The 24770-nt window shown below is 44.2% G+C and carries 22 protein-coding genes; 7 read left to right on the top strand and 15 right to left on the bottom strand.

Going from position 1 to position 24770, the window contains the following annotated elements:
* Nucleotides 1–4: 4 nt before the first annotated feature.
* The 3 genes from ACLSU7_RS12765 to lon form a co-directional block, all read right to left on the bottom strand.
* Nucleotides 5–850 carry an EamA family transporter gene (locus ACLSU7_RS12765; RefSeq protein ID WP_413292269.1) on the bottom strand — a complete coding sequence of 282 codons (846 nt, stop codon included), beginning with the start codon at nucleotides 848–850 and terminating at the stop codon, nucleotides 5–7.
* Between the two features lie 30 nt (nucleotides 851–880).
* Nucleotides 881–1816 carry a carboxymuconolactone decarboxylase family protein gene (locus ACLSU7_RS12760; RefSeq protein ID WP_413292268.1) on the bottom strand — a complete coding sequence of 312 codons (936 nt, stop codon included), beginning with the start codon at nucleotides 1814–1816 and terminating at the stop codon, nucleotides 881–883.
* A gap of 156 nt (nucleotides 1817–1972) precedes the next feature.
* Nucleotides 1973–4489 carry an endopeptidase La gene (lon, locus tag ACLSU7_RS12755; protein WP_413292267.1) on the bottom strand — a complete coding sequence of 839 codons (2517 nt, stop codon included), beginning with the start codon at nucleotides 4487–4489 and terminating at the stop codon, nucleotides 1973–1975.
* A gap of 339 nt (nucleotides 4490–4828) precedes the next feature.
* On the opposite strand from lon, the gene ACLSU7_RS12750 reads away from it, so the two are divergent.
* From ACLSU7_RS12750 to ACLSU7_RS12740, 3 genes are all read left to right on the top strand, one after another.
* Nucleotides 4829–6352, top strand: coding sequence for an ATP-binding protein (locus tag ACLSU7_RS12750; RefSeq protein ID WP_413292266.1), 1524 nt, complete (start codon nucleotides 4829–4831; stop codon nucleotides 6350–6352).
* Nucleotides 6349–6738, top strand: coding sequence for a response regulator (locus tag ACLSU7_RS12745; RefSeq protein WP_142701883.1), 390 nt, complete (start codon nucleotides 6349–6351; stop codon nucleotides 6736–6738). Before ACLSU7_RS12750 ends, ACLSU7_RS12745 begins: the two co-directional genes overlap by 4 nt.
* 76 nt (nucleotides 6739–6814) lie before the next feature.
* Nucleotides 6815–7264 carry a hypothetical protein gene (locus ACLSU7_RS12740; protein ID WP_413292265.1) on the top strand — a complete coding sequence of 150 codons (450 nt, stop codon included), beginning with the start codon at nucleotides 6815–6817 and terminating at the stop codon, nucleotides 7262–7264.
* Nucleotides 7265–7345: 81 nt separating this feature from the next.
* Here ACLSU7_RS12740 and clpX read toward each other — a convergent pair whose 3' ends face one another.
* Both clpX and ACLSU7_RS12730 read right to left on the bottom strand, forming a co-directional pair.
* Nucleotides 7346–8638: an ATP-dependent Clp protease ATP-binding subunit ClpX gene (gene clpX / locus ACLSU7_RS12735; RefSeq protein WP_413292264.1), complete on the bottom strand. Its 1293-nt coding sequence runs from the start codon at nucleotides 8636–8638 to the stop codon at nucleotides 7346–7348.
* Between the two features lie 6 nt (nucleotides 8639–8644).
* Nucleotides 8645–9250: an ATP-dependent Clp protease proteolytic subunit gene (locus ACLSU7_RS12730; RefSeq protein WP_413292262.1), complete on the bottom strand. Its 606-nt coding sequence runs from the start codon at nucleotides 9248–9250 to the stop codon at nucleotides 8645–8647.
* A 176-nt stretch (nucleotides 9251–9426) separates the two neighbouring features.
* On the opposite strand from ACLSU7_RS12730, the gene ACLSU7_RS12725 reads away from it, so the two are divergent.
* Nucleotides 9427–10938 (top strand): leucyl aminopeptidase, encoded by a 1512-nt coding sequence (locus ACLSU7_RS12725; RefSeq protein ID WP_413292261.1) that lies wholly within the window; start codon nucleotides 9427–9429, stop codon nucleotides 10936–10938.
* A 105-nt stretch (nucleotides 10939–11043) separates the two neighbouring features.
* The gene (locus tag ACLSU7_RS12720; protein ID WP_413292260.1) at nucleotides 11044–12591 is read left to right on the top strand and encodes a phospholipase D family protein; all 1548 of its coding nucleotides are present in this window, start codon (nucleotides 11044–11046) and stop codon (nucleotides 12589–12591) included.
* Here the strand turns inward: ACLSU7_RS12720 and ACLSU7_RS12715 are convergent.
* The 6 genes from ACLSU7_RS12715 to ACLSU7_RS12690 all read right to left on the bottom strand — a co-directional run bounded on the left by ACLSU7_RS12715 (nucleotide 12588) and on the right by ACLSU7_RS12690 (nucleotide 18256).
* Nucleotides 12588–13217, bottom strand: a complete 630-nt coding sequence (locus ACLSU7_RS12715; RefSeq protein ID WP_413292259.1) for a hypothetical protein — start codon at nucleotides 13215–13217, stop codon at nucleotides 12588–12590. The two genes, ACLSU7_RS12720 and ACLSU7_RS12715, sit on opposite strands and share 4 nt — an antisense overlap.
* Nucleotides 13218–13304: 87 nt before the next feature.
* Nucleotides 13305–13787 (bottom strand): hypothetical protein, encoded by a 483-nt coding sequence (locus ACLSU7_RS12710; RefSeq protein WP_413292258.1) that lies wholly within the window; start codon nucleotides 13785–13787, stop codon nucleotides 13305–13307.
* Between the two features lie 129 nt (nucleotides 13788–13916).
* A complete protein-coding gene (gshA, locus tag ACLSU7_RS12705; protein WP_413292257.1) occupies nucleotides 13917–15152 on the bottom strand; it encodes a glutamate--cysteine ligase in 1236 nt (411 codons plus the stop codon).
* Between the two features lie 22 nt (nucleotides 15153–15174).
* Nucleotides 15175–16311: a tetratricopeptide repeat protein gene (locus ACLSU7_RS12700; protein ID WP_413292256.1), complete on the bottom strand. Its 1137-nt coding sequence runs from the start codon at nucleotides 16309–16311 to the stop codon at nucleotides 15175–15177.
* Nucleotides 16308–17387 carry an ArsA family ATPase gene (locus ACLSU7_RS12695; RefSeq protein ID WP_413292255.1) on the bottom strand — a complete coding sequence of 360 codons (1080 nt, stop codon included), beginning with the start codon at nucleotides 17385–17387 and terminating at the stop codon, nucleotides 16308–16310. Before ACLSU7_RS12695 ends, ACLSU7_RS12700 begins: the two co-directional genes overlap by 4 nt.
* Entirely contained in the window at nucleotides 17384–18256 is an 873-nt protein-coding gene (locus tag ACLSU7_RS12690; protein ID WP_413292253.1) for an ArsA family ATPase, read from the bottom strand. Before ACLSU7_RS12690 ends, ACLSU7_RS12695 begins: the two co-directional genes overlap by 4 nt.
* Nucleotides 18257–18373: 117 nt before the next feature.
* Between ACLSU7_RS12690 and tig the strand changes: the two genes are divergently transcribed.
* Both tig and ACLSU7_RS12680 read left to right on the top strand, forming a co-directional pair.
* Nucleotides 18374–19687, top strand: a complete 1314-nt coding sequence (gene tig / locus ACLSU7_RS12685; RefSeq protein WP_413292252.1) for a trigger factor — start codon at nucleotides 18374–18376, stop codon at nucleotides 19685–19687.
* A gap of 146 nt (nucleotides 19688–19833) precedes the next feature.
* Nucleotides 19834–20430 (top strand): transposase, encoded by a 597-nt coding sequence (locus ACLSU7_RS12680; protein ID WP_413292251.1) that lies wholly within the window; start codon nucleotides 19834–19836, stop codon nucleotides 20428–20430.
* 45 nt (nucleotides 20431–20475) lie between these two features.
* Here the strand turns inward: ACLSU7_RS12680 and ACLSU7_RS12675 are convergent, their stop codons facing one another.
* The 4 genes from ACLSU7_RS12675 to ACLSU7_RS12660 all read right to left on the bottom strand — a co-directional run bounded on the left by ACLSU7_RS12675 (nucleotide 20476) and on the right by ACLSU7_RS12660 (nucleotide 24768).
* Entirely contained in the window at nucleotides 20476–21486 is a 1011-nt protein-coding gene (locus tag ACLSU7_RS12675) for an alpha/beta fold hydrolase (protein ID WP_413292249.1), read from the bottom strand.
* Between the two features lie 124 nt (nucleotides 21487–21610).
* The gene (locus ACLSU7_RS12670; RefSeq protein WP_413292248.1) at nucleotides 21611–22189 is read right to left on the bottom strand and encodes a hypothetical protein; all 579 of its coding nucleotides are present in this window, start codon (nucleotides 22187–22189) and stop codon (nucleotides 21611–21613) included.
* A gap of 61 nt (nucleotides 22190–22250) precedes the next feature.
* A complete protein-coding gene (locus ACLSU7_RS12665) occupies nucleotides 22251–23630 on the bottom strand; it encodes a S41 family peptidase (RefSeq protein WP_413292247.1) in 1380 nt (459 codons plus the stop codon).
* A 4-nt stretch (nucleotides 23631–23634) separates the two neighbouring features.
* A complete protein-coding gene (locus ACLSU7_RS12660; RefSeq protein ID WP_413292246.1) occupies nucleotides 23635–24768 on the bottom strand; it encodes a murein hydrolase activator EnvC family protein in 1134 nt (377 codons plus the stop codon).
* Nucleotides 24769–24770: the final 2 nt, after the last annotated feature.

Below are 24770 nucleotides of genomic sequence, written 5' to 3'. Positions count from 1 at the left end.
GCTTTTATAGACTTAAAAGCACAGCTCCAGTTCCCACCACCAAAGCTCCAACAATCTGAATTCGGCTTAACGATTCCTTTAAGACAAAAGAAAACAAAACTGCAAAGAAGATGGATGCGTTTCTAAGTGAAATCGCAAATCCAGGGACGGAAACTTTTAAACCGTAAAGAAAAATTACGAACGACATGTTTGCGGCAATACCAGCGGCAACCGCTTTGATACTTTCCTTGCGCACAACTTGTTTTACTCGATTTACTCGCTCCCCAGTGATAGCAAACCACAGAAAGGGCCAAGAGATAATCATCGCCACTGCGAAAAGACTTTTAGGTTCAGCACCATGATGCAAAGCCTGATGATAACTTAAATGGTAACCACCAATAAACAATGCGCAAACCCACGCCCATGGCACTTTTGCAAACCACCCGGAGGCTTCGCCTTTTTTCTCGCCAAGGCTTGGAAAACTTAGAACAACGATTCCACCTAAAACCAAAACCGCACCCAAGGTTTGCAATGTCGAAGCCGTTTCTCCCATAAAGGCTGTGGAGATGATCCACACTAAGATCATCGCACCACCGCGCATGATGGAATAGGCTTTACCCAGCTGACTTTGTTTCAAAGACCAAGCAAGGGTCACAAAGTACGCGCCTTCTGACAATCCCGAAAGAATTGCCCAACCCACCGGGTTTCCGGCCGAGAATCCGTCTGGAAAGAATATAAGTGAAACCGCAATGACAAGGTTGCTAACAGTCATTGCAACAAAAAGAAAGGCTTCCTTATCCTTGGTGGTTTTCGCAATAGCGTTCCAACTAGCATGAAGAAAAGCAGAAGATAAAAGTAACAGGGCACTCATGTTCATCGGTGCCCATCATACGAAGTTCGACTACTTACGAGAAGAAATTTGTTTATCCATCTGACTTTTCTTTTCTTCAAGACGCGCAAAAATCTGATCAACTTCGCGTTCAAACTCTTTTTGCGGCTGCTGCAGTCCGTTTAGGAATGTACTCCAGTGACGAGTCAAACCCGCCATCGCGACGGATTCTCGCAGCTGTTCTTCGTTAGCTCCATGAAGTTTCGCAAACTCGGTATAGATATAAACACAGTATGGACAACCCGCCTGCGCTGACACTGCTACACTCATCAAATCAATTGTTGCAGGAGCCAAAGGTGCCTTGGAGTTCATACTAAGCATCTTGTGTTCATTCCAGGCCCCGGCAATTCCCTTAGACGCATAGGGCTTCACGAAGGCTGGCGTGAATCCCAGGGTACTTTCCATATCACGATAGGCACCATCAGCATCGCCAATCAATGGAGTTGTCTGATGTTCAATCACAGACCCAGGCTTTTTACTTTTAAGATTTGAAATCATCTTATCAACATCCATTTTAAATTTCGGGAATGGAATCGGAGAACCCTCCCAGAACGTAGCCCACTTGCGAGCGTCAGCTGCGATCGCCAAAGCAAAATTCACCTCTTCAGGAGTAGCTCCATTAAATTTAGCCGCGCGTTTGTGAAAATAGATACAGTAGGTACAAGGAATTTGCGCAGCCACCGCAAGCCCAATCAATTCTTTCGTTTTGGGAGTCAAAGCGGTCGTAGGATTAAGTTGAACATCACGAAACTCCTGCCACGCCCCAGAAATTCCTTCTTGGGGAAACTCCTTAAGAAAGGTCGGAACCATCCCCATAGTATTACGAATTTCCTCATAGGCCTTCTGTGCCTCAGGATTCTGCGCCACAACTTTTTCAGAAGGTCTTTGCGCCGCAAACGCAACAAAGAAAAACAAAAGCGGTGCAAGCAAAGGCAAAAAGAACTTCATAGACTACTCCAATGTGAATACCTAAATCCTATTCACACCAAAGCCTCCCGTTGAGCCACCCCACAAAAAAACAAAGGGCCAGTCTTGCGACCAGCCCCTTTTGCATTCAAAACTTCCAATTTCTAATTTCCAAGCTCCAGAATGTTGATCACCACGTTAGTGGTGAGCGACATTTTGTTGGCCTGTGTATTGAGCCTTGATACCAAACTCGCGTTCCTTTTGGATTTTGAAGATCTCTTTCGGATTTTTAACATCCAAAGCATTGATCAACACTTGATCCACATGGTCCACAAGGATGACTTTCAAGTCTTTCATCACTTCCTTAGGGATGTCCTTAAGATCTTTTTCATTCTCTTTAGGACAGATGATCATCTTGATGCCACCACGGTGAGCTGCCAGAGTTTTCTCTTTCAAACCACCGATTGCCATCACACGACCACGAAGGGAAACCTCACCCGTCATCGCAACTGTGCGCTTAACTGGGATCTTAGTGATTGCTGACACGATTGAAGTCGTCAATGCGATACCTGCTGAAGGACCGTCCTTAGGAACTGCACCCTCTGGCAAATGGATGTGCACGTCAATGTTCGCGAAGTATTCTTTATCCAAACCGAACAAAGGACCTCTGGAACGTACGTAGCTCATCGCTGCCGCACAAGATTCTTTCATCACGTCACCAAGTTGACCAGTCACTGTGAATTTACCTTTACCAGGCACTACACTGACTTCGACAGCCAACAAGTCACCGCCCACTTCTGTCCAAGCCATACCGTTTGTAAGACCGATTTCATTTTCAGCTTCGATTTGACCGAATTTGAATTTATGAGGTCCCAACAACTCTACCAGTTTTTGCGAAGTCACAACGTAACCTGCATTTTTACCAGTTTCAGCTTTTGTAGAAGTCTTAGCTCCCTTAGCACCTTTTTTAGCAGCTGCAGTTTTAGCAGGCGCTTTTTTAGGTGTTTCACCTTTAAAGTCATTCAAAGTTTCGCTCATCACGATATCTTTAGCTACTTTACGGCAAACGTTCGCCACTTGTCTTTCAAGGTTACGGACACCGGCTTCACGAGTGTAGAAGCGGATGATGTCGCGGATAGCTTCATCTTTAACCGTAACTTTGTGATCTTTTAGACCGTGGTTTTCCAATTGTTTTGGAACCAGGTAGTTTTTCGCGATGTGGAATTTTTCCTGCTCGATATAACCTTCAAGCTGGATGATTTCCATACGATCCAACAATGGACGAGGGATTGTATGAAGGCTGTTCGCCGTCGCGATAAACATTACTTTTGAAAGATCGTATTCAACTTCAAGATAGTGATCTTGGAACGTCGAGTTTTGCTCTGGATCCAAAACCTCAAGCATTGCAGCTGAAGGGTCACCTCTGAAATCATTCGCCATTTTGTCGATTTCATCCAGAAGAACAAGTGGATTACCTTTATCAACCTTGCGCAAAGCTTGGATGATTTTACCTGGCATCGCACCTACGTACGTTTTTCTGTGACCGCGAATCTCAGCTTCATCTCTCACGCCACCCAAAGAGATACGTGCGAAAGAACGATTCAAAGACTCAGCGATCGATTTCGCCAAAGATGTTTTACCTACGCCCGGAGGACCTGCAAGGCACAAGATAGGGCCTTTCATGTCTTTCGAAATCGAAAGAACTGCTAGGTACTCAAGGATACGGTCTTTAACTTTCTCAAGTCCGAAGTGCTCGTCATCCAAAATGCGTTGAGCATTTTTGATGTCATGTTTCTCTTCGGAATAATCCTGCCATGGAAGTGACAAGATCCAGTCGATGTAGTTACGAACAACTGTCGCTTCCGCTGACATTGGTGACATAAGCTTCAATTTCTTGATCTCTTTCATCACTTTGTCTTTAGCTTCTTGAGACATTTTTTTGTTTTTACATTTGATCTCTAGATCTTGAAGCTCAGCTTGGTAGTCGTCTTTCTCGCCAAGTTCTTTTTGAATGGCCTGCATTTGCTCATTCAAATAGTATTCTTTTTGAGAACGCTCCATTTGTTTCTTCACGCGAGTGCGGATCTTTTTCTCTACTTCAAGAATTTCGATCTCGCCCGTCATTAGGTTCAACAAATGTTCCAAACGTTTGCTGGCATCGATGATCTCAAGAACCGCCTGCTTGTCTTCAAGCTTCAAGTTCAATTGAGCCACGATAATGTCAGCCAACTCCCCTGGATTCTCGATAGTTGAAACTCTCATCAAGATTTCAGGCGGGATGCGTTTATTCAATTTCACGTATGTTTCGAAAGTCGTTTTCACAGAGCGAACAAGCGCTTGTGCTTCAACGACGTTCGTACCGTCTTCGTCCAGAGACTCTACAGCCACCATGAAGAAGTTGTCGTTGTTTACGAAATTCTTAATCTTTACGCGACGTTTACCTTCAACCAAAACCTTTACAGTTCCATCCGGCAAGCGAAGCAACTGAATGATCGTACCAACGGTACCGATCGCAAAGATGTCCTTGGGTTCGGGATTGTTCGTTTTAGCGTCCTTTTGTGCCGCCAAAACGATATCTGTTTGTTTGGCCATCGCTTCTTCTAGAGCGTTGATACTCTTTTCGCGACCTACAAACAAAGGCATCATCATATGTGGAAAAATGATGAGGTCTCTTAGGGGCAAAAGCGGTAGTTGTGTTACTTTTCCCTCGCTCATATCCTCTCCCTCCCTTGGGTTAACGAGCTTCTTGCGTATTAGGACACAAGAGGATCTTCATTCAGGTTAATTAATCCGTTAAAAACCTTAGCGAATCCTTCACTTATTTTAACGATGGTAACGATTGCTGGGAAGTAAATATGTGGAAGAAAAATATAAGTCTGGCCCCTTACAGTTTTTGGCCTGTCAGATGCCTGCTTATATTTTAAGCATATCGTGAAAAAAGACGATCCGAAAATTTATCTAAATATCGAGCAGAATTGAGATTCTTTCCGAATTGTAATACCCCCGAAGCAGATTTTAATCCCCTTTTTTAGCGACTTGATCGATAAGTGCTATGTGACACGCGAACAATCCAAATGGGCTCATACCAACTCACTGAGCCTCAAGTTGCTTATAGCGACTTGGGCTGTCAGTTCATTCGCCACGTTAGTTTTAACGGCGGGGCAGCTTATTTTGGATTATCAGAAAGACTTCGACAAGCTGCAGAACAACTTCTCCATCATCAAGAACTCCTACCTGGATTCTATGGCCGAGCATTTATGGTCCTATGACACTCGCCTTTTGGAAATCCAGCTCGATGGACTAAGTCGCTTGCAAGGCGTGAGCTATCTGAAACTGGTGGCCGATAATAAAACAATCTACGAAACCGGCGTGACCGATCCTGCCGAAGAAAGCCACCGCAGCTTCGAAATCCTGCATAAGAATACCAACGAAGTTTTGGGTACTCTGGACGTCGAATTGGACGTCAGAAATCTGCGTGAAAAATACTTCCACGAGGCCATTTGGATTTTCATCCGACAAGCTGCCAAGACTATGATCGTTGTCTTCTGCTTGTATTTCATCTTCAACCGCATTGTGGTCGTGCATATTAAACGCGTTGTTGAACATCTGACCTCGGATGAGCGCACCCGCGGAGAGTTGAAATTAAATCGTCCTCACAGCGAAGTAAAAGACGAACTTGATATCCTGGTGGATTCCATCAACAAGTTTAAGCAAGAACTCCTCGAAGCCAATCAGCAGCTTGAGCAGTTGAATCAGGCTCTTGAACACAAGGTCATGAATCGTACGCGCGAACTGACGACCAAGAATCAAAGCTTGGAAAAAGCGATGTTACAAATCAAGCGCATGCAAGCAACTTTGGTCGCTCAGGAAAAATTGGCATCCTTGGGTAGTTTGACAGCTTCGGTGGCGCATGAAATTCGTAATCCACTGAATTTCGTTTTGAACTTCAGTGAACTTTTAAGTGAGTCGGAAGACACAGAAGAAATCAGAGAAATCAGTCGTGTTATTCTAAAACACAGTCAGCGTATTGATCAGATCGTTCGCTCCATGCAGATCCTCTCTGGATATGACAGCGACATCTTGGAACAGACCGATGTGAATGAAGTTGTTAAAAAATCTTATCAGCAAACAATCGCGAATCGCGCGTTAGGTTCTGCTTACATCCCGCCTAAAGTGAATTATCGACTCGCAGACTCTGTTCAAGCACAAACTTATTCGGCTTCTCTTACCAGAGCCCTTTCCAACATCATCGATAACTCGATTCATGCTCTTGAGAAAAAAGTTTTAACTGAGAAAAATTTTGACCCTGAACTAACAATTTCTACGGCTGTTCGCGGGGACAATGTGGAAATTTCTATTCGTGACAATGGCATCGGCATTCCATCAATTTTGGGGGAAAAGGTCTTTGATCCTTTCCTCACTACCAAAGCACCTGGAGAAGGGGCTGGACTTGGGTTGACTGTCGCATTTAACATTGCCCAAAAGCATGGCGGCACATTAAAGTACTCGAGTGAGTTCGGTCAGTGGACTGAATTCGTAATGTCGTTGCCAATGGTACACGAAAGAATTCATGCATGATTCATATTGTGGTCGTCGATGATGAAGCAGACACACATCTGCTTTATAAATTGAAATTCAAAAAATTTTTCGCTGCGTTGGGTGGCGTGAAATTGGTTTCATTTTTAAGTGCCATCGATTGCCTCAACTATCTTCGCGTCGCGGATGCTCCCAAAGTTGACTTGATTATGTCTGACATCAACATGCCCGAAATGGACGGCTTTGAACTTCTTCAGGAAGTTCGTAAAATGCATCCGAACATGTTGTTTTATGTGGTGAGTGCCTATGAATCTTCTGAATTTCGCAGCCGTGCCGAGCAACTTGGTGCGCAACGCTTCCTAAGTAAACCCGTCGATTTTCACGCACTTGGCGAAGCTCTTAAAATCGACCTCAATCTTTCTTTGTAATCCTACGTAAATTGCTTTTAACTTTGTTCATGAGGAAATTTGTTTCGTATAACTACGAAATCACGGAGGGATCCTTATGAAAAAGTTCGTTTTAACAGCGCTATTGCTGATCACGGGAAGTGTTCCGGCATTTGCATCACCAATCACAGCAGACAATATCGTGGGCCGCTATAACGTTGAAGCATCCTATATGTTTCAAAAGGCTTACATGAAATTCCGCGTTCTAAATAACCAGGAATTCGAAATCCAACGCTACTATAAAGACGGCCATGCGGACCCAACTTGCCAAGGCACATTCGTCGTTACAAACAGCTTCTATTACGACCACACAGGCACATTGAACGCAGGTGGACGCTACTTTAAAGGGGTCTTCACTTGCCCTAATGACCGCTCCAAAAAAATCGATTTCAACATCGACTACAAAGGCACCCAAGTTGAGGATCTGCCAAGAGGTGTGAACGTCACCGCAACCACATCCATGGTCCCAGGCGCAAAACTAAAAGCCTACGTAATCAAACTGCCTTAAAAAACAAAAACCCCAGGGATTTCTCTCTGGGGTTTTTTACTTCTATTTTCGATTCTCGATTCTCGGCGAGCCTAAAGCGAGCTAAGCGGAGCTTTTCTTAGCTTCTGCCTCAGCTTCAGCCTTCATTTCCTCTTCCGTTTTGTAAACCAACATTGGCTGACCGCCATCGTTGATCACGTTTTCATCGATGATCACTTCTTTCACGTTATTTTTAGATGGGATGTCGTACATGATGTCGAGCATCGCCGTCTCAAGCACACCACGCAGACCGCGGGCACCTGTTTTACGCTTCAAAGCCATTTGTGCAACCGCACGAAGAGCTTTATCAGTGAACTTCAATTCAACACCTTCAAAAGAGAAGAGTTTTTGGTATTGCTTAGTGATCGCGTTTTTAGGGCGAACCAAGATATCCATCAATGCATCTTCGTCCAATTGACCCAGAACTGCGATCGCTGGAAGACGACCGATGAATTCTGGGATCAAACCGAACTTAGACAAGTCATCTGGTTCAACTTTAGCCAATAGATCAGCTTGCGCTGCCTCTTTAGCTGTGCGGATTTCCGCAGCGATACCAAGAGTTTTGTTTGTCGTTCTGTTTTCGATGATTTTATCCAAACCAACGAAGGCACCACCCACGATGAAAAGAATGTTCGTTGTATCCACTTGGATGAATTCCTGTTGTGGATGCTTACGACCACCTTTTGGAGGTAGATTTGCCACAGTACCTTCCAGGATTTTTAGAAGGGCTTGTTGCACACCCTCACCCGATACGTCACGAGTGATGGATGGATTTTCAGACTTACGGGAAATCTTATCGATCTCGTCCACGTAGATAACGCCTTTTTGCGCTTTTTCTACATCGTAGTCAGAAGATTGAAGAAGGTTCAGGACAACGTTTTCCACGTCTTCACCCACGTAACCAGCTTCAGTCAATGTCGTCGCATCCGCCATTGCGAATGGAACGTTAAGGATTTTAGCGATTGTTTGCGCCAACAATGTTTTACCGGAACCCGTTGGACCGATTAAAAGGATGTTGGATTTTTGCATTTCAACGTCAGCAGATTTTTTACCACCAGACATCGCGTTGACACGCTTGTAGTGATTGTGAACTGCTACTGCCAAAGTTTTCTTAGCTTGAGTTTGGCCGATTACGTAATCATCAAGGTAAGTTTTGATATCAGCTGGTTTAGGTACTTTGAAGGTACCTTTAACGGCTGTCTCTTTCTCTTTTTCCTCGTCGATGATGTCGTTACAAAGGTCAATACACTCGTCGCAGATATACACGCCAGGACCAGCAATAAGTTTTTTAACTTCTTTTTGGCCTTTACCGCAGAAACTACATCTCAATGTGCCGTTGGTGTCTTTAGTCGTCATCTCTGATTACCCTTTTTTCGCCTTACGAGATTCTACTACGTGGTCAAGCAAACCGAATTCTTTAGCTTGGTAAGGGTCCATGAAATTGTCCCTTTCCATTTGTGCTCTCAAGAATTCATAGTCACGGCCCGTGTGAGTTTCATAAATTCGAGTCAATTTTTCTTTGGTTTTCAAAAGCTCTTTAGCATGAATTTCGATGTCTGTAACCTGACCAGACAAGCCACCACCAGACAATAGCGGTTGATGGATCATGATACGCGTGTTCGGAAGGCTGTAACGCATACCTTTAGTTCCCGCCGTCAAAAGCAAAGAACCCATAGATGCTGCCATACCCATGCAATATGTCGCCACATCGCACTTCACGAACTGCATCATGTCGTAAATAGCCAAACCGGCAGACACGCTGCCCCCTGGAGAGTTGATATACAAGTGAATCGGTTTTTCCGGGTTATCGGATTCAAGGAATAGGAATTGCGCAATAAGAGCATTGGCTACTTCATCCGTGACTGCGGTACCCAGGATGATAATACGGTCCTTAAGAAGGCGGGAATAAATATCGTATGATCTTTCGCCTTTGGAAGTTTGCTCGATGACGTAAGGAATTAGTGCCACTGGTGTCTCCTAATAGTTGTCTGTACCCTTCGGCCGTGCCGAAGTAGCTGAGGTCTTATGCTGTGCTACCTATCGGAATACTCCAGCAAGACTTTATGAAAAAGCCTTTGACCCCCCGGAGTGCTATGTTACATCTAACAAAGCCCGAATTACACAATCATTTTAAGAGGTTTACTATGGCTTTTAACTTACTGAACAAAGATATTGATACTTTGACTTGCCCGGCTTTGGTCGTGTTTTCAAAGTCTTCTTCACAAAAAGACAAGCTTGCAAAAGTGACTCATAATGAGTTGAACAAACAGCTTGTCGATTCAATCACTGAAAAGACGATTACTGGGAAACATCAGGAAGCAATTACTTTCCGTGAATTCAATATCTCTGGCTACCGTCATCTTATTGTTGTTGGTCTTGGTAAAGAAAACGAAATCACACATGAATCTGTTCGCCAATCTGTGGCATCTGCACTTGAAGCGATCAAAGCATTGAACGTTAAAGAAGCCGCTTTGCACTTTGACGGCATCACTGCGGGCAAAAAAGACGCTGCGGATTTCGCGAAAGCAGTGGCTGAAGGTTTGGTACTGACTTCTTACGTATTCGATGAATTGAAATCTTCAACTAAAGCTAAAAAAGAAGAAGATGAACTGAACGTTCACGTTGTTACGAAGTTGGCAGCTGACAAAGCTGTTAAGGCCGCTTTCAACGAAGGTGCAGTGTTGGGTAACGTGGTTAACTTCTCTCGTCGTTTGGGCGATATGCCAGGCAACTTGATGACGCCGACAATCCTTGCTGATTCTGCAGTTGCGGCAGCAAAAGGTATCGCAAACTTGAAAGTGACTGTTTGGGACAAAGCTCGCATCAAAAAAGAAAAAATGGGCGGCCTTTTGGGCGTTGCTGCCGGTTCTGACCAAGAACCTCGTTTCATTATCATGGAATACAAAGGTGCAGCTGCTTCTAAAAAACCAGTTTGCTTCGTAGGTAAAGGCCTTACTTTTGACTGCGGTGGTATTTCTATTAAGCCAGGCGCAGGCATGGAAGAAATGAAATACGACATGTGCGGTGGCGCAAACGTCATCGGTACTTTGCTTGCAATCGCTCAATTGAAATTGAAAGTTAATGCAGTTGGTTTGGTAGCTTCCACTGAAAACTTGATCAATGGTTCCGCAACTAAGCCAGGTGATGTTCACACAGCTCGTAACGGTAAAACGTTCGAAGTGAACAACACGGATGCTGAAGGTCGCTTGATCCTTGCAGACGCTTTGTCTTACGCTACTGAATTGGCTCCGCAAGTTATCTGCGACGCTGCGACTTTGACTGGCGCAATGGTTATCGCATTGGGTAACACTCACACTGGTTACTTCACTCGTAACTCTGCTTTGAAAACTAAAATTGAAAAAGCAGCAGTTCAATCTGGTGAATGGGTTTGGAACATGCCTTTGACGGATTACCACGTGAAAGACATGAAAGGCGTTTACGCCGATCTTTCTAACATCTCTTCTGGCAAAGGTGCGGGTTCTGCAACCGCAGCGGCCTTCCTTGAGCAATTCGTTGGCGAAGGCATCCCTTGGGCTCACTTCGACATCGCGGGTACTGGTTGGGCTGTCGGAAATCGTCTTCCATACGCTCCTAAAAAAGGTGCTTCTGGTGCGATGATTCGTACGTTCGTTGAAGTTGCTAAACAATACGTTTAGTTCTTTCTGATTGGAATAAATCTGAAGGCCTTGGGGTGACCCAGGGCCTTTTGTTTTTTGTCATCTGGTCTTCGACTTTCGTGTCCGCAAAACCATAATATTGGTATGAAAAGTCGCTCTTATTTTGCCATTTTGACCCTGGCATTTTTATTGTGCTCATGTGCGACTTTGCCAAAAGAAGTCCAGCGAAACCCAAGTAGCACTTTAGATCCCGATCCCACCACAGTACTTTCAAAACGTGTAAAAGAAAAACTTCAGGGCAAGCACAATCTCTCAGGCTTCCATCCTCTGTTCTCGGGGGAAGATGCCTTTGTCGCCAGGATCGCATCGATTCGCGCAGCGGAGCGATCTCTGGATATGCAGTACTATATTTGGAACAACGATCTGACCGGCAACATCATGACTGCTGAAACCATGAAGGCAGCTGACCGTGGCGTGCGAGTTCGTATTCTGTTGGATGATTTGAATCTGGGACAATATGAAAAAGCTTTGCGGATCATGTCTTCACATCCAAACATTCAGGTGCGCATGGTAAATCCATTCGCGAATCGCAGTTTTCGATTTTTCGATATCACTCGTTTAAGTGAAGTAAACCGCCGCATGCATAACAAAGTTTTCGTGGCCGACAGCGAAATCGCAATCGTAGGTGGTCGCAATATCGGGAACGAATACTTTTGGGCCAGTGACGGAATTAATTTCGGGGATCTTGATTTATGGGCCATCGGCCCCGTCGTCTCGGGACTATCCAAAGAATTCGATACCTATTGGAACAGTGAGATCGCCTATCCCATCGCCTCACTCACACCTTTCCAGACAGTTACTGAGGAAGATCTAAAACAGTTTCGCGCCAAACTGGATGAGGCGTATCTAAAAGCGCTAGATACTCCCTATGCCAAAGGACTTCGCAATGATAAATTGATCGCGGATTTTACCTCCGGGAATATTGAAAAATACTGGGGCGAGGCCCACGTGGTTTACGACACCCCGGCGAAATTCAAAGAGGAAGCCAAAGATCAAGTCGATAATCTTCAATCGCAACTTCAACCTTATATGAACGGTTCAAAGGAAGAAATCATGATGATTTCACCGTACTTTGTCCCCGGCGATCAGGGTGTTGGAAATCTTTCAGACAAAGTTAAAAAGGGAGTTCAGGTAACTGTACTTACAAACTCCCTGGCATCAAGTGATGTTAGCAGTGTATTTGCCGGATATAAGGGATACCGGAAAGATTTGATCCGAAGCGGGGTTGAGCTTTATGAACTGCGCCCCCGCTTTCACAAAGATCTTATCAAGCAAAAAAAATCGCTGGGATCGAGTGGCTCGCACGCAGGCCTTCATGGAAAAACCTTGGTGTTCGATAAAAAGTATATCTTCGTGGGCTCAATGAATCTGGATCCACGCTCGGTGCATATCAATACCGAAATGGGAGTCGTTGTTGAAAGCGAGGAAATGGCTGGTAAGTTTTCGAAACGTTTTAAAGAAAATCTGCCCGAAATTGCCTATAAACTGGGTTTAGACATCGACGGTGATTTACAATGGACGACGTATGATGATGGACAGAAAAATACCCTCACTTCTGAACCAGAATCAAGCTGGTGGCAAAGAGTAAAGGCATCATTTATGTCGCTATTTATTCCTGAAAGTTATCTTTAGAATGTCACTACAATTGGATGACCCAAGTAACGAGCCACTTCATTGCTTTGGATAACCAAGTCAGAGTTGTTCAGGTTTTTCATACGCACTGATTTTAGCAACCAAGTTTTTGGCCAGTGATCCGGAAGATTTGCAAAACGAACAACGGTGCCAGCACCTTCGTTGAATTGGAATTCGCCGTCTGCCGGTCTTTCCCCTAAGATTTTTGCGATTGGTAACCAAAGAGGATTGATTTTCGCCATGTCTTTTGAATATTCACATGTGCCTTCAACTTCCATTGATGGTTTATCACCAGAAACGGAAACGCCTTCAGCTTCAAATACCAGACTTACTTTGGAAAATTCCTGACAAGCGAGTTTTCTTTGGCCGTTTTGATCAACAAAAACAAAGTGACCCAAGGAAAAGCCAGAACCCTCTGGAGTTTTCTTAAGCTCAAAGCCCGTTACTAAACGCTGCTTTACTGCATCTTGAAGTTTGTCGCCAGAAAGATGAGAGAAATCAAAGCCAGTTCTTACTGCGGCTGGATCACGATCGATGTAATTGCTTGCGGTATTATAGTGAACAACAGAATAGCCCACGCCAAAGCAAACAAATAAAAGCCCGAAGACTCCCACAAATTTCTGCATATAGTTTTCCTCTTATATGCAGAATAGCATGGGCCTTGGCGGAACTCGCACTTTCTGTAAGCACTCAGGTCTATCGTCTAGTACGGCCTAGTAGGAAATGATCACACTTTGTACGGGAACGGTCTGGTTCCCGATCTGCATATAGCGAACTTGCGGGTCCAGAGTCATTTGCGGGACGGGGGCATCTTTGCGGGAGCGGTAATTGGCTTGAATAACTTGAACTTCACGGCCCTTGGATTGAAGGCTTAAGTTTACTTGGCTCGTATCTTTAGCATTCACTGCAAAGTTAATCACACCTTTATTGGAGACCGCAGATGCGACTTTCTGGCCATTCAAATAAATCCCAACAGTTTCACCATCAGCAGCCGTAGTAAGAGCACTAATGTAGCGACCACCAGTATAGTCCGTCGGATTAGAAGAAAATCCTTCGGCCGTGGATTGCCCGACATCGATGATAGTTAGAGAAACGGTGATCGAGCCCGAAGTTGAAGCGGCGTTAGCATTTGAAGAGGCCACTAAAAGTGCCAATACTGACAAACTCACCGTCAAAAACTGTTTAGAGATTTTCATTGGAGCTCCTATCTGGATTTGCAATCGCAGATCTAGGAGCAATAGGTGTTCCCGACTCAGATGTGTTTATTTGAAGTTAGATGAAACATCCCCTGTCTAAAACTATGACAGGGGACGAAAACTGGAGTTTTACTTATAGCCTTTGAATTCAGCCTTTAGTTCGCGAGCCTCATGGGCAATCGCCAAAAGACCCAATTTCGCAGTCCAACCATAGACGTTTTCTTGCGGGCAACCTGGCGTATTGATCGCCAAATCAGAGACACAAAGACGTTTATAAACGGCACCGGGGCTGTTTAAACTTTCCGTAGAACTTTTTTCGGAGTGAGTTCTTAAAAAGCCACCTGCCAATTCTGAACCGATCATGTAAATCACGGGTTCTGCACTCGCCCCGTCAGATTCTACGATCGAAGGAATGCCTTCTTGAATGATCACTTCCTCAACGTCACGACCGCCTTTGGCAGCTTTCATTTTTTTGCGGGATTTATAACTCCACTCTTTTACTTCCGCGCCAGAACCGACACGAATAACTGCCAGTCCATAGGTACCTGCATTGTTTTTTACAAATACAAATGGCTCTTGAGTAATACCGCGTTTTTGGTATTCGGTTTTTAGATGCGCAAGCATCGCATCCACACGAGCAGCCAAGGCAGCTCGGCTGTTTTCGTCACCGATATCGAAATGTTCGAACAATTCCGTTTCAACAGTCATCAGGAACGGATCGATTTTAGCTATCGCACTGAATTCTTCGACAAGTTGATTATAGTATTTGAAGTAAGTGCTTTTTTTACGTTGATACCAACCCAGCTCGCGCGGAGGGTTCATCGGAAATTCAGTCACTGTCTTTGCCCACTCTTCATAGGCTTCAGAGAAATCGTTATTGCTGATAATCAAGTCTGGCTTAAACTCTTTCATCAGGCTTCCGCTCATCAAGGCAGAATGAACAGTGATTTCATTTCCAGCAGAGCTGGTGATTTGCATTGGTTGTTCAAGCTCACGAGGAATCGCCACTTTCACTTCAATGCTGGAGGCTTCGATAAGTGATTTAATCGTGAAAACATTTTCCCAATAGAACGCGTTATTCGTATGCTCTTCAGTCACCAACAGGATTTTTTTAATTTTTTCGCCATAGTGTTCGATGATGTATTTGTTCATCAAGCTGACGGAAGTTTCTTTGTCCGTTGGGCAGATGTTATTAAAGCCTGCTGGGAAAATATTCGCATCTACGTTTGAAATCTTGTAACCGGAGTCACGGATATCATAGCTGGAATAAATCGGATGTTGGAATTCATTGGACTTGGATTTGAACCAAGAACAGATTTCCTGCATGTTGGCGAGTGTTTGTTTGTGAAGGGTAAGCTTCGCCATTATTTCTCCTTAAAAATCTCAACTACAAATTTGGATCAACGCCTTCGGCAGCCTTGGGAGCTGTCTTTTTTTGAGGAAGCGATTGTATAGAAGATCTTTCTTCTCCCGGCAACAACGCGTCCGCTTTCGTGCGACCCGATCTTTTAATGCTGTTAAGTTTCTTAGACTCCTCCGTCAGACCCATGGATTCATGGCCCTGATACAGAAGTCTCTCTGTTTTAGTACGTACTTCGTTCGTTAATGTGAAAAACTCAATCTGGTAACTATTTGGAGTTTGTCCAGATACGGGTTTATATAATTCTGCGCGATCAATCAACCCTATCAGTGCTCCACCCAAGTGTGCCTGCTGACTTGGGTTTTGCTTAACCGCTTCAACTTGCATGTACATTTCACCGTAAGTTGTTTTAAGTTGTTTGAGGGCCTTAGGAGACCAGCGGCTATCGTTTAACTCCATCGTTTTAAGCAGGTAAACTTGGACAAACTTTTGCGAGGCCACGAAGGAATCAAAGTTTTCAGGAGACAATTGGTTAGTGGTAACACTGCCCATTTGGAAATAGGTTTTTGCGAGCCAATCTTTTTCAAGCTTTCCGGGTTCCGCTTCAGCACGAATTTTCGCAATTCCTTTTTCCGCTTCGTTTAAATATTGAACGGCTTCTTTTTCACGGCCCATGCGACTGTAAGCCGCTGCCAGGCGAGCAGGAATTTCTGCATGGCCCACAGTTAAGGGTAAAGTATTGCGCAAACTTTGAGCATCCAAAAGATCCGCAACTGTTTTTTGATCATCGCCCAAAGCTTCATCACAGAACGACATGCGATATAAAGCCATCGCCGCAATATCAGGTTGAAGATTTCGCGTCTTTAAAACGACATCGCGATAAATTGCTGCCGCCTCCACCCACTTACCCTGCCCTTCCAAAGCTTGGGCTTCACCGATACGAGACGCTTGAAAAAAATTAGACCGTGGATAAGTTTCCTGAAATGTTTGATACTGTTTTTGCGCTTGAGCATAACTGCCCGCAGTCAGATTATCTTGCGCAGAATTTAAATCCCGTTCTTCGATCAGACGTTGATTTTGCAAAGACTGATCGCCACGATTCATTTGGAAAAAGCTGCAGCCCGCAAGAAACGAAAAACACAACAGGCTGATCACTTTTTTCATTTGGATTTCTCCTCCTCAGTAATGAGGGCGCTAATTTCTTCCAAGCCTGAAAGATCAGATACGTCTTTGACCAAATCAGGGATTCGCAGCACGCGTGCTTCTATCGACATCTTTTTTTCAAATTGGCGATATATAGCATCCCTATGATTGTAATAGGTCTTCATTTGCATGTACAAGTCCGCGAGCCCTTGCTCTGCTGTTCCACCTTCATAACCTACCCGGAGGTCCAGCCAGTGAGGAAAGACACGGTTCAAAATAACCGTGTCCAGATTGTATCCACCCTTGCGAATCTCTCGGGAAAAGTATTCGGCTTCTTTTAATTTTGCCTGATCAAAACTTGTGACCAAAAAGAATTTGGTCGTGGGTGCAACGAGCATGCGTTGAACTTCAGTTGTTCTTTGCAAAAGTTTGCCCTGCCATTGCTCGATATTGATAAAGAAATCTCCCAATTCACGAATGAACTGAGAACCTGTCAAAGTTTCTAAAACTTTTAATACCTGACGAGTCCCCGCTTGAATCAAATGGCCTAAGAAACCTGACTTTTTGCCCTCTGGATCGCGGAACCACTTTGCTACTCCCTCACTGAAAAGGGCTGAAAGTTTTTGTGGAGCTTTTAAGAAATCCAGCGCGTGCTTTGTCGGCGGAGTATCCAGAATAATCAAATCGAATTTGCCGGATTCATAGACCGAATAAAGCTTTTCCAATGAGGTGAATTCTTGGGAGCCGCTTAAATTTGTAGAAAGCTGTTTGTACAAACTGTTATCAAAAATTCGCCGAACAGCTTCTGATTTTTGTGCCGCTCTTTCAACGAAATCATCGAAAGTTTTTTTGTGATCAATGACTGAGGCCCACAACTCGCCTTTGAAATTTTGACCAGGAACTTTTGTCACATCATTCGTGCCTTCGATTCCCAGAGTTTGCGCCAAGCGCTTGGCGGGATCGATGGTTAGAACTAAAACTTTCAAGCCTTGTTTGGCTGCAAGTACGCCGACAGAGGCGGCCACGGTAGTTTTACCCACTCCCCCGCTGCCAACACATACCAACACTTTAGTGTTTTTTAAAAAATCCTGGCTCATGGAAGTTTCTCCACAGCTTTTTCAACAAGCGTCCATGGATTAGTCTCAAAAAATAAAGGGACCTTCAGAATTTTTTTAAATTTCGTTTTTGCCTGATCCATCATTTGCGATTGACGATCCAGTTGTTGCTCCAGATATTGCGCAAACAATCCCAGATCAGAAGTCGTCAGGGATTCTGCATTTTGCAAAGACGCTCGAGGGACGTTCACGTCTAAAACTTTATTCATCACCAACGTTGGCTCGACCGAAAATTCTTTCTGAAGCATTTCGGATAGTTCCGTTGATTCTTTCAGCGGTAATTCTTCTGGAAGAGAAACGATGTGATATTTAGAAACTTCAGGATCAGTCAGAACTCGAATGATGCTGCGACTTTGCTCGCCCATGGGACCAATCTGTACGGCTTGCGCCATTCCAGCTGGTGCTTCCATCAATGCTTTAAAGTGTCCTGTCGCAAAAGCGTCCACCACAAGACAATCAAAAGGCATCGGTGGCCCATATTTGCGAGGACCGGAGGTGATTTTTCCCAGCATCGCAAGTTCGGGAAGACCGGGGGCAATGTTAATGAACGCTCTCATAACAGCATTATCAAAGAAAAGTTTTGCGAGGCTTTCAACTTTGACTAGGTACTGAGCGTATTCGCGCAGACAGCTTTCCCCCGTCCACAAAGCCAAGGAGAGATTCGGTTTAATTAACTGCGGTTGAAAGGTGACATCAGCTAACTCAAAGAAATCCTTGAAGAAGCTTTGATCTCCAAGTTCCACCAGAAGAACTTTCTTCCCCTGACGGCTGAGCTTAAGCGCGAGAGCGGCAGCCACAACTGACTTCCCAACGCCCCCTTTTCCAGTCACAAAATGAATCTCTTGCTTCATAGTTGCTAAAAGTGTCTCTGAGCTTGGAAATATAGGCATTACGCATGGCATTATAAGGTGCCTTCAGAGAGGGCATACCCTACTATCCGACGGCTTTTAACATGTAGGAGTAATCGCATGAAATCAAACGTAGAAAAGGTGTCTAACCTTTCCAGAAAGATGAACATTGAAATCCCAGCTGCTGTTGTTGCGGCTTCTTTCAACAAAATGTTCATTAGCATCCAAAAAGACGTGGAAATCAAAGGCTTCCGTAAAGGTAAAGCTCCTTTGAACACTATCAAATCCATGTACGGCGATCGTGTAAAACAAGACGTTGTTCAAGACTTAGTTCAAAAACACTATGCGCAAGCATTGGAAGAGCACAAACTTGATCCTATCAGCTATCCAGAATTTGAATTTGCTGATGTGACTGCTGACAAAGATTTCTCTTTCTCTGCAGCATTTGATGTTCGCCCAGAGATCAACTTGAAAAAATACGAAGGTTTGGAAGTTGAAAAAGAAGCTTTCTCTTTCGACGCTAAAAAAGTTGACGACGTGTTGAACAACATCCGCTCATCTCGCGCAACATTCGAAACTGTAACTGAAGATCGCGCTGCTAAAAACGGTGACGTTGCAGTTGTTGATTTCACTGGCTTCATGAATGGTGCTCCACTTGAAAACGGTGCTGGCACTGATCACAACCTTGAATTGGGCGCAAAACAATTCATCGAAGGTTTTGAAGAAGGCGTTGTAGGAATGAAAAAAGGCGAAACTAAAACTTTGTCTTTGAAATTCCCAGATCCATACCACTCTGCAGACCTTGCTGGTAAACCAGTTGAGTTCAAAGTTACTTTGAAAGAAATCAAAGCAAAAGTATTGCCTGAGTTGAACGATGAGTTCATCAAAACTTTGGGTGGACCAGAGTCTTTGGCTGACTTGAAAAAAACAATTCAAGAAGATCTTGAGCAAAACGACAAAAAACGTATCGAAGACGGTTTCAAAAACCGCACTTTGAAAACTTTGGTTAAAGAAAACCCAGTTGAAGTTCCTCCTTCTTTGTTGAAAGAGCAAAAAGCTTCATTGGTTGAAGACTTTAAAAAACGTATGGCCGACCAAGGCATGGGCGAAGCTGATTTCTCTTCTTACGTTCAAAAATGGGATGCTGACTTCACAGCGACTGCAACTGAGATGATTCAATCTTCATTCTTGGTTGATGCTATTGCTAAAAAACACGACCTATTCGCGAAAAAAGAAGACTTGGATGCTAAGTTTGAAGAGTACGCAAAACAAACTGGTATCGAAGTTTCTCGTATCAAAGAATTCTACGGCCGTCCTGACCAAGCAAGCCGTTTGACTTACCAAATCACAGAAGAAAAAGTGATCAACTTCTTAAACAAATCTATCAAAGTTAAAGAAGTTCCAGCCGGCACATTCAAAGACGAACAAAACTAATCGTCAAAAGGTACGGACACACTTTCTCCATAAAAAGGGCTCTCGAAGAGGGCCCTTTTTCTTTTCCCGAGGTACGGACACACTTTCTCCATATCTCATTCATTTCTCATTTATGCGGGTGATCTAAATTTGCAAGACGCCTTTGTATGCCTAAAAAGAAAATCATTTATACTCACGAGCATCCTTATCATGTCATGGCCCGATCTAATAATAAGGAGTGGTTTTATCTTCCCATAGAAATCTGTTGGCCCATTTTTATTGCTGCCTTAAAGGCCACAAAGCAAAAATACGGGTTAGGAATATATGAATTCGTTTTGATGGATAACCACTATCATATGATTTGCCAATGTTCCGAGAAGCATAAGTTGGGCGAGGCGATGAACTTTCTCCAAAAGACAACGAGCAACGCCATCAACAAGAAGGCGAACCGCATTAATCATGTTTACGGGGGGCCTTACAAAGCGACTCTGATAAGGGAACCCAGTCACTTCGCTGAAATCTTTAAGTATGTCGCTCGCAATCCCGTTAAAGCGGGCATTACCCCAATCGTAGAAAAATACAAATATTCGACGATTAATTCGGCAGATATTACTGTTTTGACTGATGATGAATGGTTTGCTGATATTCCGGTAAATCGCACAGAATGGTTGAATATTCCTTTTGAAGAGGAGAAATATATTTCCATCCAAAGGGCTCTTAAAAGAACCGAGTTTAAACTCGCCAAACGCACTCGATTCGATTGAGGCGCCCAATCTTAAGGGCACCCTGGAGAAAGTGTGTCCGTACCTTTAGAGATGCGGGGCGAAGGCTTTCCAGAATTTTTCTGGGTTTTCGATGAATGGGGTGTGGCCCATGCCTTCGAGTGAAATTAGTTTTGCTTTTGGAATTTTGCTGATTACGTCTTTGGCCATCTTGGGATAGTTGCCCATTTTCTTTTTATTTTCCTCTGGTGCCCAAGCTTTGCCGATGGCTGTTTTGTCTTTTGTTCCGATCACCAACACCGTCGGTACTTTCAGGTTTTTGAATTCATAATAAACTGGCTGAGTGAAGATCGCTTCTGATGTTAAAGCCGAAGTCCACGCCAAGCGAGCGGCATCTGGTCCTTCAAACCAACCTTTTGCTGGCACCAAGTATTTGTCGTAGTCAGGTTTCCATTTGCCGTCGTAATAATATTCCAACTGATAGTTTTTAACTTTCTCTATGCTGCCTGCGAGTTCTTGAGTATAAAGCTGATCGACGCTTTTATATGTCGTCAAAGTTTTCCAATCTTCAAGTCCCAAAGGATCAATCATAAAAAGCTTTGTGATGTTTTCCGGATACATTAATGCATAACGAGCCGCGAGCATTCCTCCCATGGAGTGACCTAGCAGTTGGAATTTTGTGAGTTTTAAATTATCGAGCAGCATTTTTGAATATGATGCCAGCGCGTGAAGTGAGTATTGAAACATTTCAGGCTTGGTCGATTTACCAAAACCGATTTGATCAATCATGATCACGCGGTAGCCTTTTCCAACCAAAACCTTCGCCATGTCTTCGAAGTAATAACCGGAAAAGTTCTTACCATGGAAAAGCACGATCACCTTGTCAGAGCCTTTATCAGGTGCGACGTCCATATAAGCCATTTTCAAATCTTGGTTCTGCGCACGGAACGAATAAAAAGAAACCGGGAATGGATAATTAAATTGAGTCAGCTCAGCATCGAATCCCTTCATCGGTTCTGGTGCAGCGGTCTCGGTCTTTTGTGGTTGAGAAGCACAAGCTGATAAAACAAAAAGCGAAAGCAAAAGTATTTTTCTCATATCAATTCTCCCAGAAGGAAAATGATATGAGATTGCCTTTGCCATCAGAAGAAATCTTTACTTTTCAGGCCTAAACATGATGGGTGGCATAAGTAAGTCCGTACCTTTGCAGGTAAGTCCGTACCTAGCGGCAGTTGTTGAATTGTTGGAAATAGCGCTGGCAGACCGAGTACTGGCTGTTGCAGTCGTTCACGTCGGCGGAGTTGTAGTGAGTGGTTGGGCAAGTGCGAGAAGCGTTGCGGGCCACGTTGATTGTTACATCGCCTTGGCTTAGGGGTTCGCGGTTGTTTTCGCCGTAGATGGCGTAGCTGATTTTGTTTTTTCCGGCTGCCAATAAAGGTTTTTGGAACAGCGTCGAAATCCAAAGGTTGATTCCGGCGCCACTGCGTCCGCGGGCTCCGTCGTAATTGTCTTCTTTGGTGCGGGTGGAACCGTCTTCACGAAGGTTGCGAAGTTCGTAGCGAACCGCGCGAGCATCGCGTGGACCAATGAAGTAATCATATGAAACGGGATCTAAAACGACATCACGACATGTGAAAGTGGCTGCTCCCCCGCCGTTGAAACCTTCGCAAGTGACGTGAACTTGGCCTTCAATGGGAGTTGCTTTGAACTGGTTGCCTGATGAAAAACCCACAGGGTCTGCAGCTTGAGCTACAGTTCCCAATACGCTTGCGCATAATAATGTGAGAATATTCTTAACCAAGAGGCCCCTCCGCCTGCTAAAGTTGCAGTAGAGTAAGGCCCCTATTTTTCGGAATCAATAACTAGCGCGTCAAACCCTTCATGGTGTTCCACGCCTTAAGATAGCTAAATGCTTGATATGCTTGATAATCTTTCTTCAATATATTGTCGCGAGGCGATAGTTTCTCGTCTTTTTTCGACCCCACGTCCTTCCACCAAGCCAGTGCGCCTTCTTCAGCTCCCTTTTTAACATCAAGCTTTTCAGCCGCTTTTTCTTTATCGCCCTTCAAGTGACCAGCGATATCGCCTTCACGAGTGGATTGTTGTTTTTGGATCGACTTCGCAAAAACTTCCGGATCGATGTCTTCGATTTCCACATCTGGGTGGATACCTTCAGCCTGGATGGAAACACCACTTGGAGTGTAGTAACGAGCCACGGTTAATTTCAAACCGGAACCGTCGCCCAACTTAATAACGGATTGAACGGATCCTTTACCGAACGTACGTTGGCCGACGATCAAAGCACGTTTGTTATCTTGAAGTGCTCCGGAAACGATCTCACTTGCACTCGCCGTGTATTCATTCACCAGGATCACAAGTGGAACATTCTGGTATTTGCCTTTTTTAGTAGCCATCGCCACTTCTTTTTCAGCTTTGTTACGACCGATTGTACTTACGATCACGCCTTCTTTCAGGAACATGTCGCTGACTTTAACGGCCTGATCAAGCAAACCACCTGGATTTCTGCGCAAGTCCAACAACAATCCGTTGATTTGGCCTTTGTTGTTTTTCATGTGGTTTGCGATAGCAGCTTCTAGGTCTTTACCTGTGTTTTCGATAAAGCTGGTGATTCTAACGTAAGCAAAACCATCACCCATATCTGTGTATTTCACAGATTTGATTTTCACAACACCGCGAGTGATTGTGATGTCGCGTGGTTTTTCTTCATTCTCACGAACAACTCTTAAAACAATTTTGCTGCCTTTTTTACCACGCATGAAAGAGGAAGCTTCAACCAAGCTCATGCCTTTCGTGCTGTTGCCATCAATCGCGATAACTTTATCACCGGCTTTGATACCTGCTTGCCATGCGGGAGCATCTTCAATTGGAGAGATAATCGTTAAAATACCATTTTGATTTGAAATCTCGATACCCAAACCGCCGAACTCACCGCTGGTTTCAGTTTCGAAGTCTTTGAAAATATCTGGCGGCATGAAGTTTGTGTGCGGATCCAACTCACGAAGCATCCCTTTGATCGCCCCATACACCAATTTTTTCGTATCGGTTTCTTCAACATAGTATTGCTGAATCAAATTCAAAACTTTACTGAAGTTCTGAAGATCAGCGTAACGCTCTTGAGCGAATGCACGGACTTGAAAACCTGTTTCAGCCATTACGAAAAGGACCAGAAGCAGAATGCCTCCGAGAATATAGGTTTTCCAATAGCGTTTGATAGATTGCATGTGGTTAGAGTCCTTTCATCCACTGTTGCGGGTCGTAGGGTTCGGAAAAATGTCTGATTTCAAAATACAATCCCGAAGGATTATCTGCGGAGGCATCACCGGTTGTCGCTACAACCTGCGCTTGAGTGATTTCTTCGCCCGCCGTCACTTTAATTTCTTCAGCATGGGAATAGACAGAGTAATAGTGATCGCCGTGATCCACAATAACTGTATTTCCAAATCCAGGAAGTTCGCCCACGTATGAAACTTTACCTTCAAACACGGATTTAACCGGACTTCCCTTGGCCGCCGATATGAAAATGCCTTTGCTGGTTAAAGTGTAAGGGTGATCCTTACCTTTCATAAGTCCAAATTTTTGTGTTACGACTCCAGCAAGAGGTCTTGGAAGCTCGCCTTTAGAATCCAGAAAGGATGCTTTGAATAACGTATCAAACACCCCGGCGTCATCGATATTATACTGAGCCGACTTCGTTTTAAGATCGCTGATTTTGTTTTCAGCAAACATCTTACTCTTACGAATCCCACTTAAAAGTTTGTTTTTCAAAGATTGCTCGGCAACGAGCTTTTGTTCCTGGGTGGTGATCCCAGCCTCTACAGCCTTCAGATTTTCCAAGCGCTGTGCGATGGCTTTTCTTTTGGATTGAAGGTCCTGGACGTCGTGCCTGTATCCTTTAATTAATTCCAAATCACGTTGGGCAACAATTCCCAGGATCTTTAAATTTCTGTCTAACGAAACGGAACTATCAGCATTCAGAATAAATCTTGCCAGAGGCTGACCACCTAATTTGTAGATTGCTTTCAAACGCTCCGCCAATTGAGCACGTTGCACTTTGGCTTTGGCTTCAAGCTCATCCACTTTTTCAGTGAGGTTTTTAATATTAACTTCGAGAAGTTCCCGCTGTTGTGAAAGTGAGCCACGTTCTGTGACAGTTTTTTTGATCTTTTTATTGATCTCATACAGTCCGGAAAGAACCTGACGTTGCTTGACTTCCACATCGGCGAGTTTTTGTTTCGTCGCCTCTATATCTTTCGTCAATGCTTCGACCTTCTCTGCTGGCGTAGATTCAGGAGTTGCCGCCTGGGCCGCAGAAAATGCGATCGATAATGAGAGTGCCCCAAGGGCCAATGACCATTTCAAGT

The organism is Bdellovibrio sp. HCB185ZH, assembly GCF_047302455.1.
In the GTDB taxonomy this organism is placed as follows: Bacteria; Bdellovibrionota; Bdellovibrionia; order Bdellovibrionales; family Bdellovibrionaceae; genus Bdellovibrio.
The sequence above is the reverse complement of the archived record's forward strand: the minus strand, read 5'-3'. Positions and strand labels throughout refer to the sequence as shown.

Excerpts from the sequence above, each read along its gene's own strand:
- ACLSU7_RS12765 (WP_413292269.1), bottom strand. The coding sequence starts at position 850 with ATGAGTGCCCTGTTACTTTTATCTTCTGCTTTTCTTCATGCTAGTTGG.
- ACLSU7_RS12760 (WP_413292268.1), bottom strand. The coding sequence starts at position 1,816 with ATGAAGTTCTTTTTGCCTTTGCTTGCACCGCTTTTGTTTTTCTTTGTT.
- lon (WP_413292267.1), bottom strand. The coding sequence starts at position 4,489 with ATGAGCGAGGGAAAAGTAACACAACTACCGCTTTTGCCCCTAAGAGAC.
- ACLSU7_RS12745 (WP_142701883.1), top strand. The coding sequence starts at position 6,349 with ATGATTCATATTGTGGTCGTCGATGATGAAGCAGACACACATCTGCTT.
- ACLSU7_RS12740 (WP_413292265.1), top strand. The coding sequence starts at position 6,815 with ATGAAAAAGTTCGTTTTAACAGCGCTATTGCTGATCACGGGAAGTGTT.
- clpX (WP_413292264.1), bottom strand. The coding sequence starts at position 8,638 with ATGACGACTAAAGACACCAACGGCACATTGAGATGTAGTTTCTGCGGT.
- ACLSU7_RS12725 (WP_413292261.1), top strand. The coding sequence starts at position 9,427 with ATGGCTTTTAACTTACTGAACAAAGATATTGATACTTTGACTTGCCCG.
- ACLSU7_RS12720 (WP_413292260.1), top strand. The coding sequence starts at position 11,044 with ATGAAAAGTCGCTCTTATTTTGCCATTTTGACCCTGGCATTTTTATTG.
- ACLSU7_RS12715 (WP_413292259.1), bottom strand. The coding sequence starts at position 13,217 with ATGCAGAAATTTGTGGGAGTCTTCGGGCTTTTATTTGTTTGCTTTGGC.
- ACLSU7_RS12710 (WP_413292258.1), bottom strand. The coding sequence starts at position 13,787 with ATGAAAATCTCTAAACAGTTTTTGACGGTGAGTTTGTCAGTATTGGCA.
- gshA (WP_413292257.1), bottom strand. The coding sequence starts at position 15,152 with ATGGCGAAGCTTACCCTTCACAAACAAACACTCGCCAACATGCAGGAA.
- ACLSU7_RS12700 (WP_413292256.1), bottom strand. The coding sequence starts at position 16,311 with ATGAAAAAAGTGATCAGCCTGTTGTGTTTTTCGTTTCTTGCGGGCTGC.
- ACLSU7_RS12695 (WP_413292255.1), bottom strand. The coding sequence starts at position 17,387 with ATGAGCCAGGATTTTTTAAAAAACACTAAAGTGTTGGTATGTGTTGGC.
- ACLSU7_RS12690 (WP_413292253.1), bottom strand. The coding sequence starts at position 18,256 with ATGAAGCAAGAGATTCATTTTGTGACTGGAAAAGGGGGCGTTGGGAAG.
- tig (WP_413292252.1), top strand. The coding sequence starts at position 18,374 with ATGAAATCAAACGTAGAAAAGGTGTCTAACCTTTCCAGAAAGATGAAC.
- ACLSU7_RS12680 (WP_413292251.1), top strand. The coding sequence starts at position 19,834 with ATGCCTAAAAAGAAAATCATTTATACTCACGAGCATCCTTATCATGTC.
- ACLSU7_RS12675 (WP_413292249.1), bottom strand. The coding sequence starts at position 21,486 with ATGAGAAAAATACTTTTGCTTTCGCTTTTTGTTTTATCAGCTTGTGCT.
- ACLSU7_RS12665 (WP_413292247.1), bottom strand. The coding sequence starts at position 23,630 with ATGCAATCTATCAAACGCTATTGGAAAACCTATATTCTCGGAGGCATT.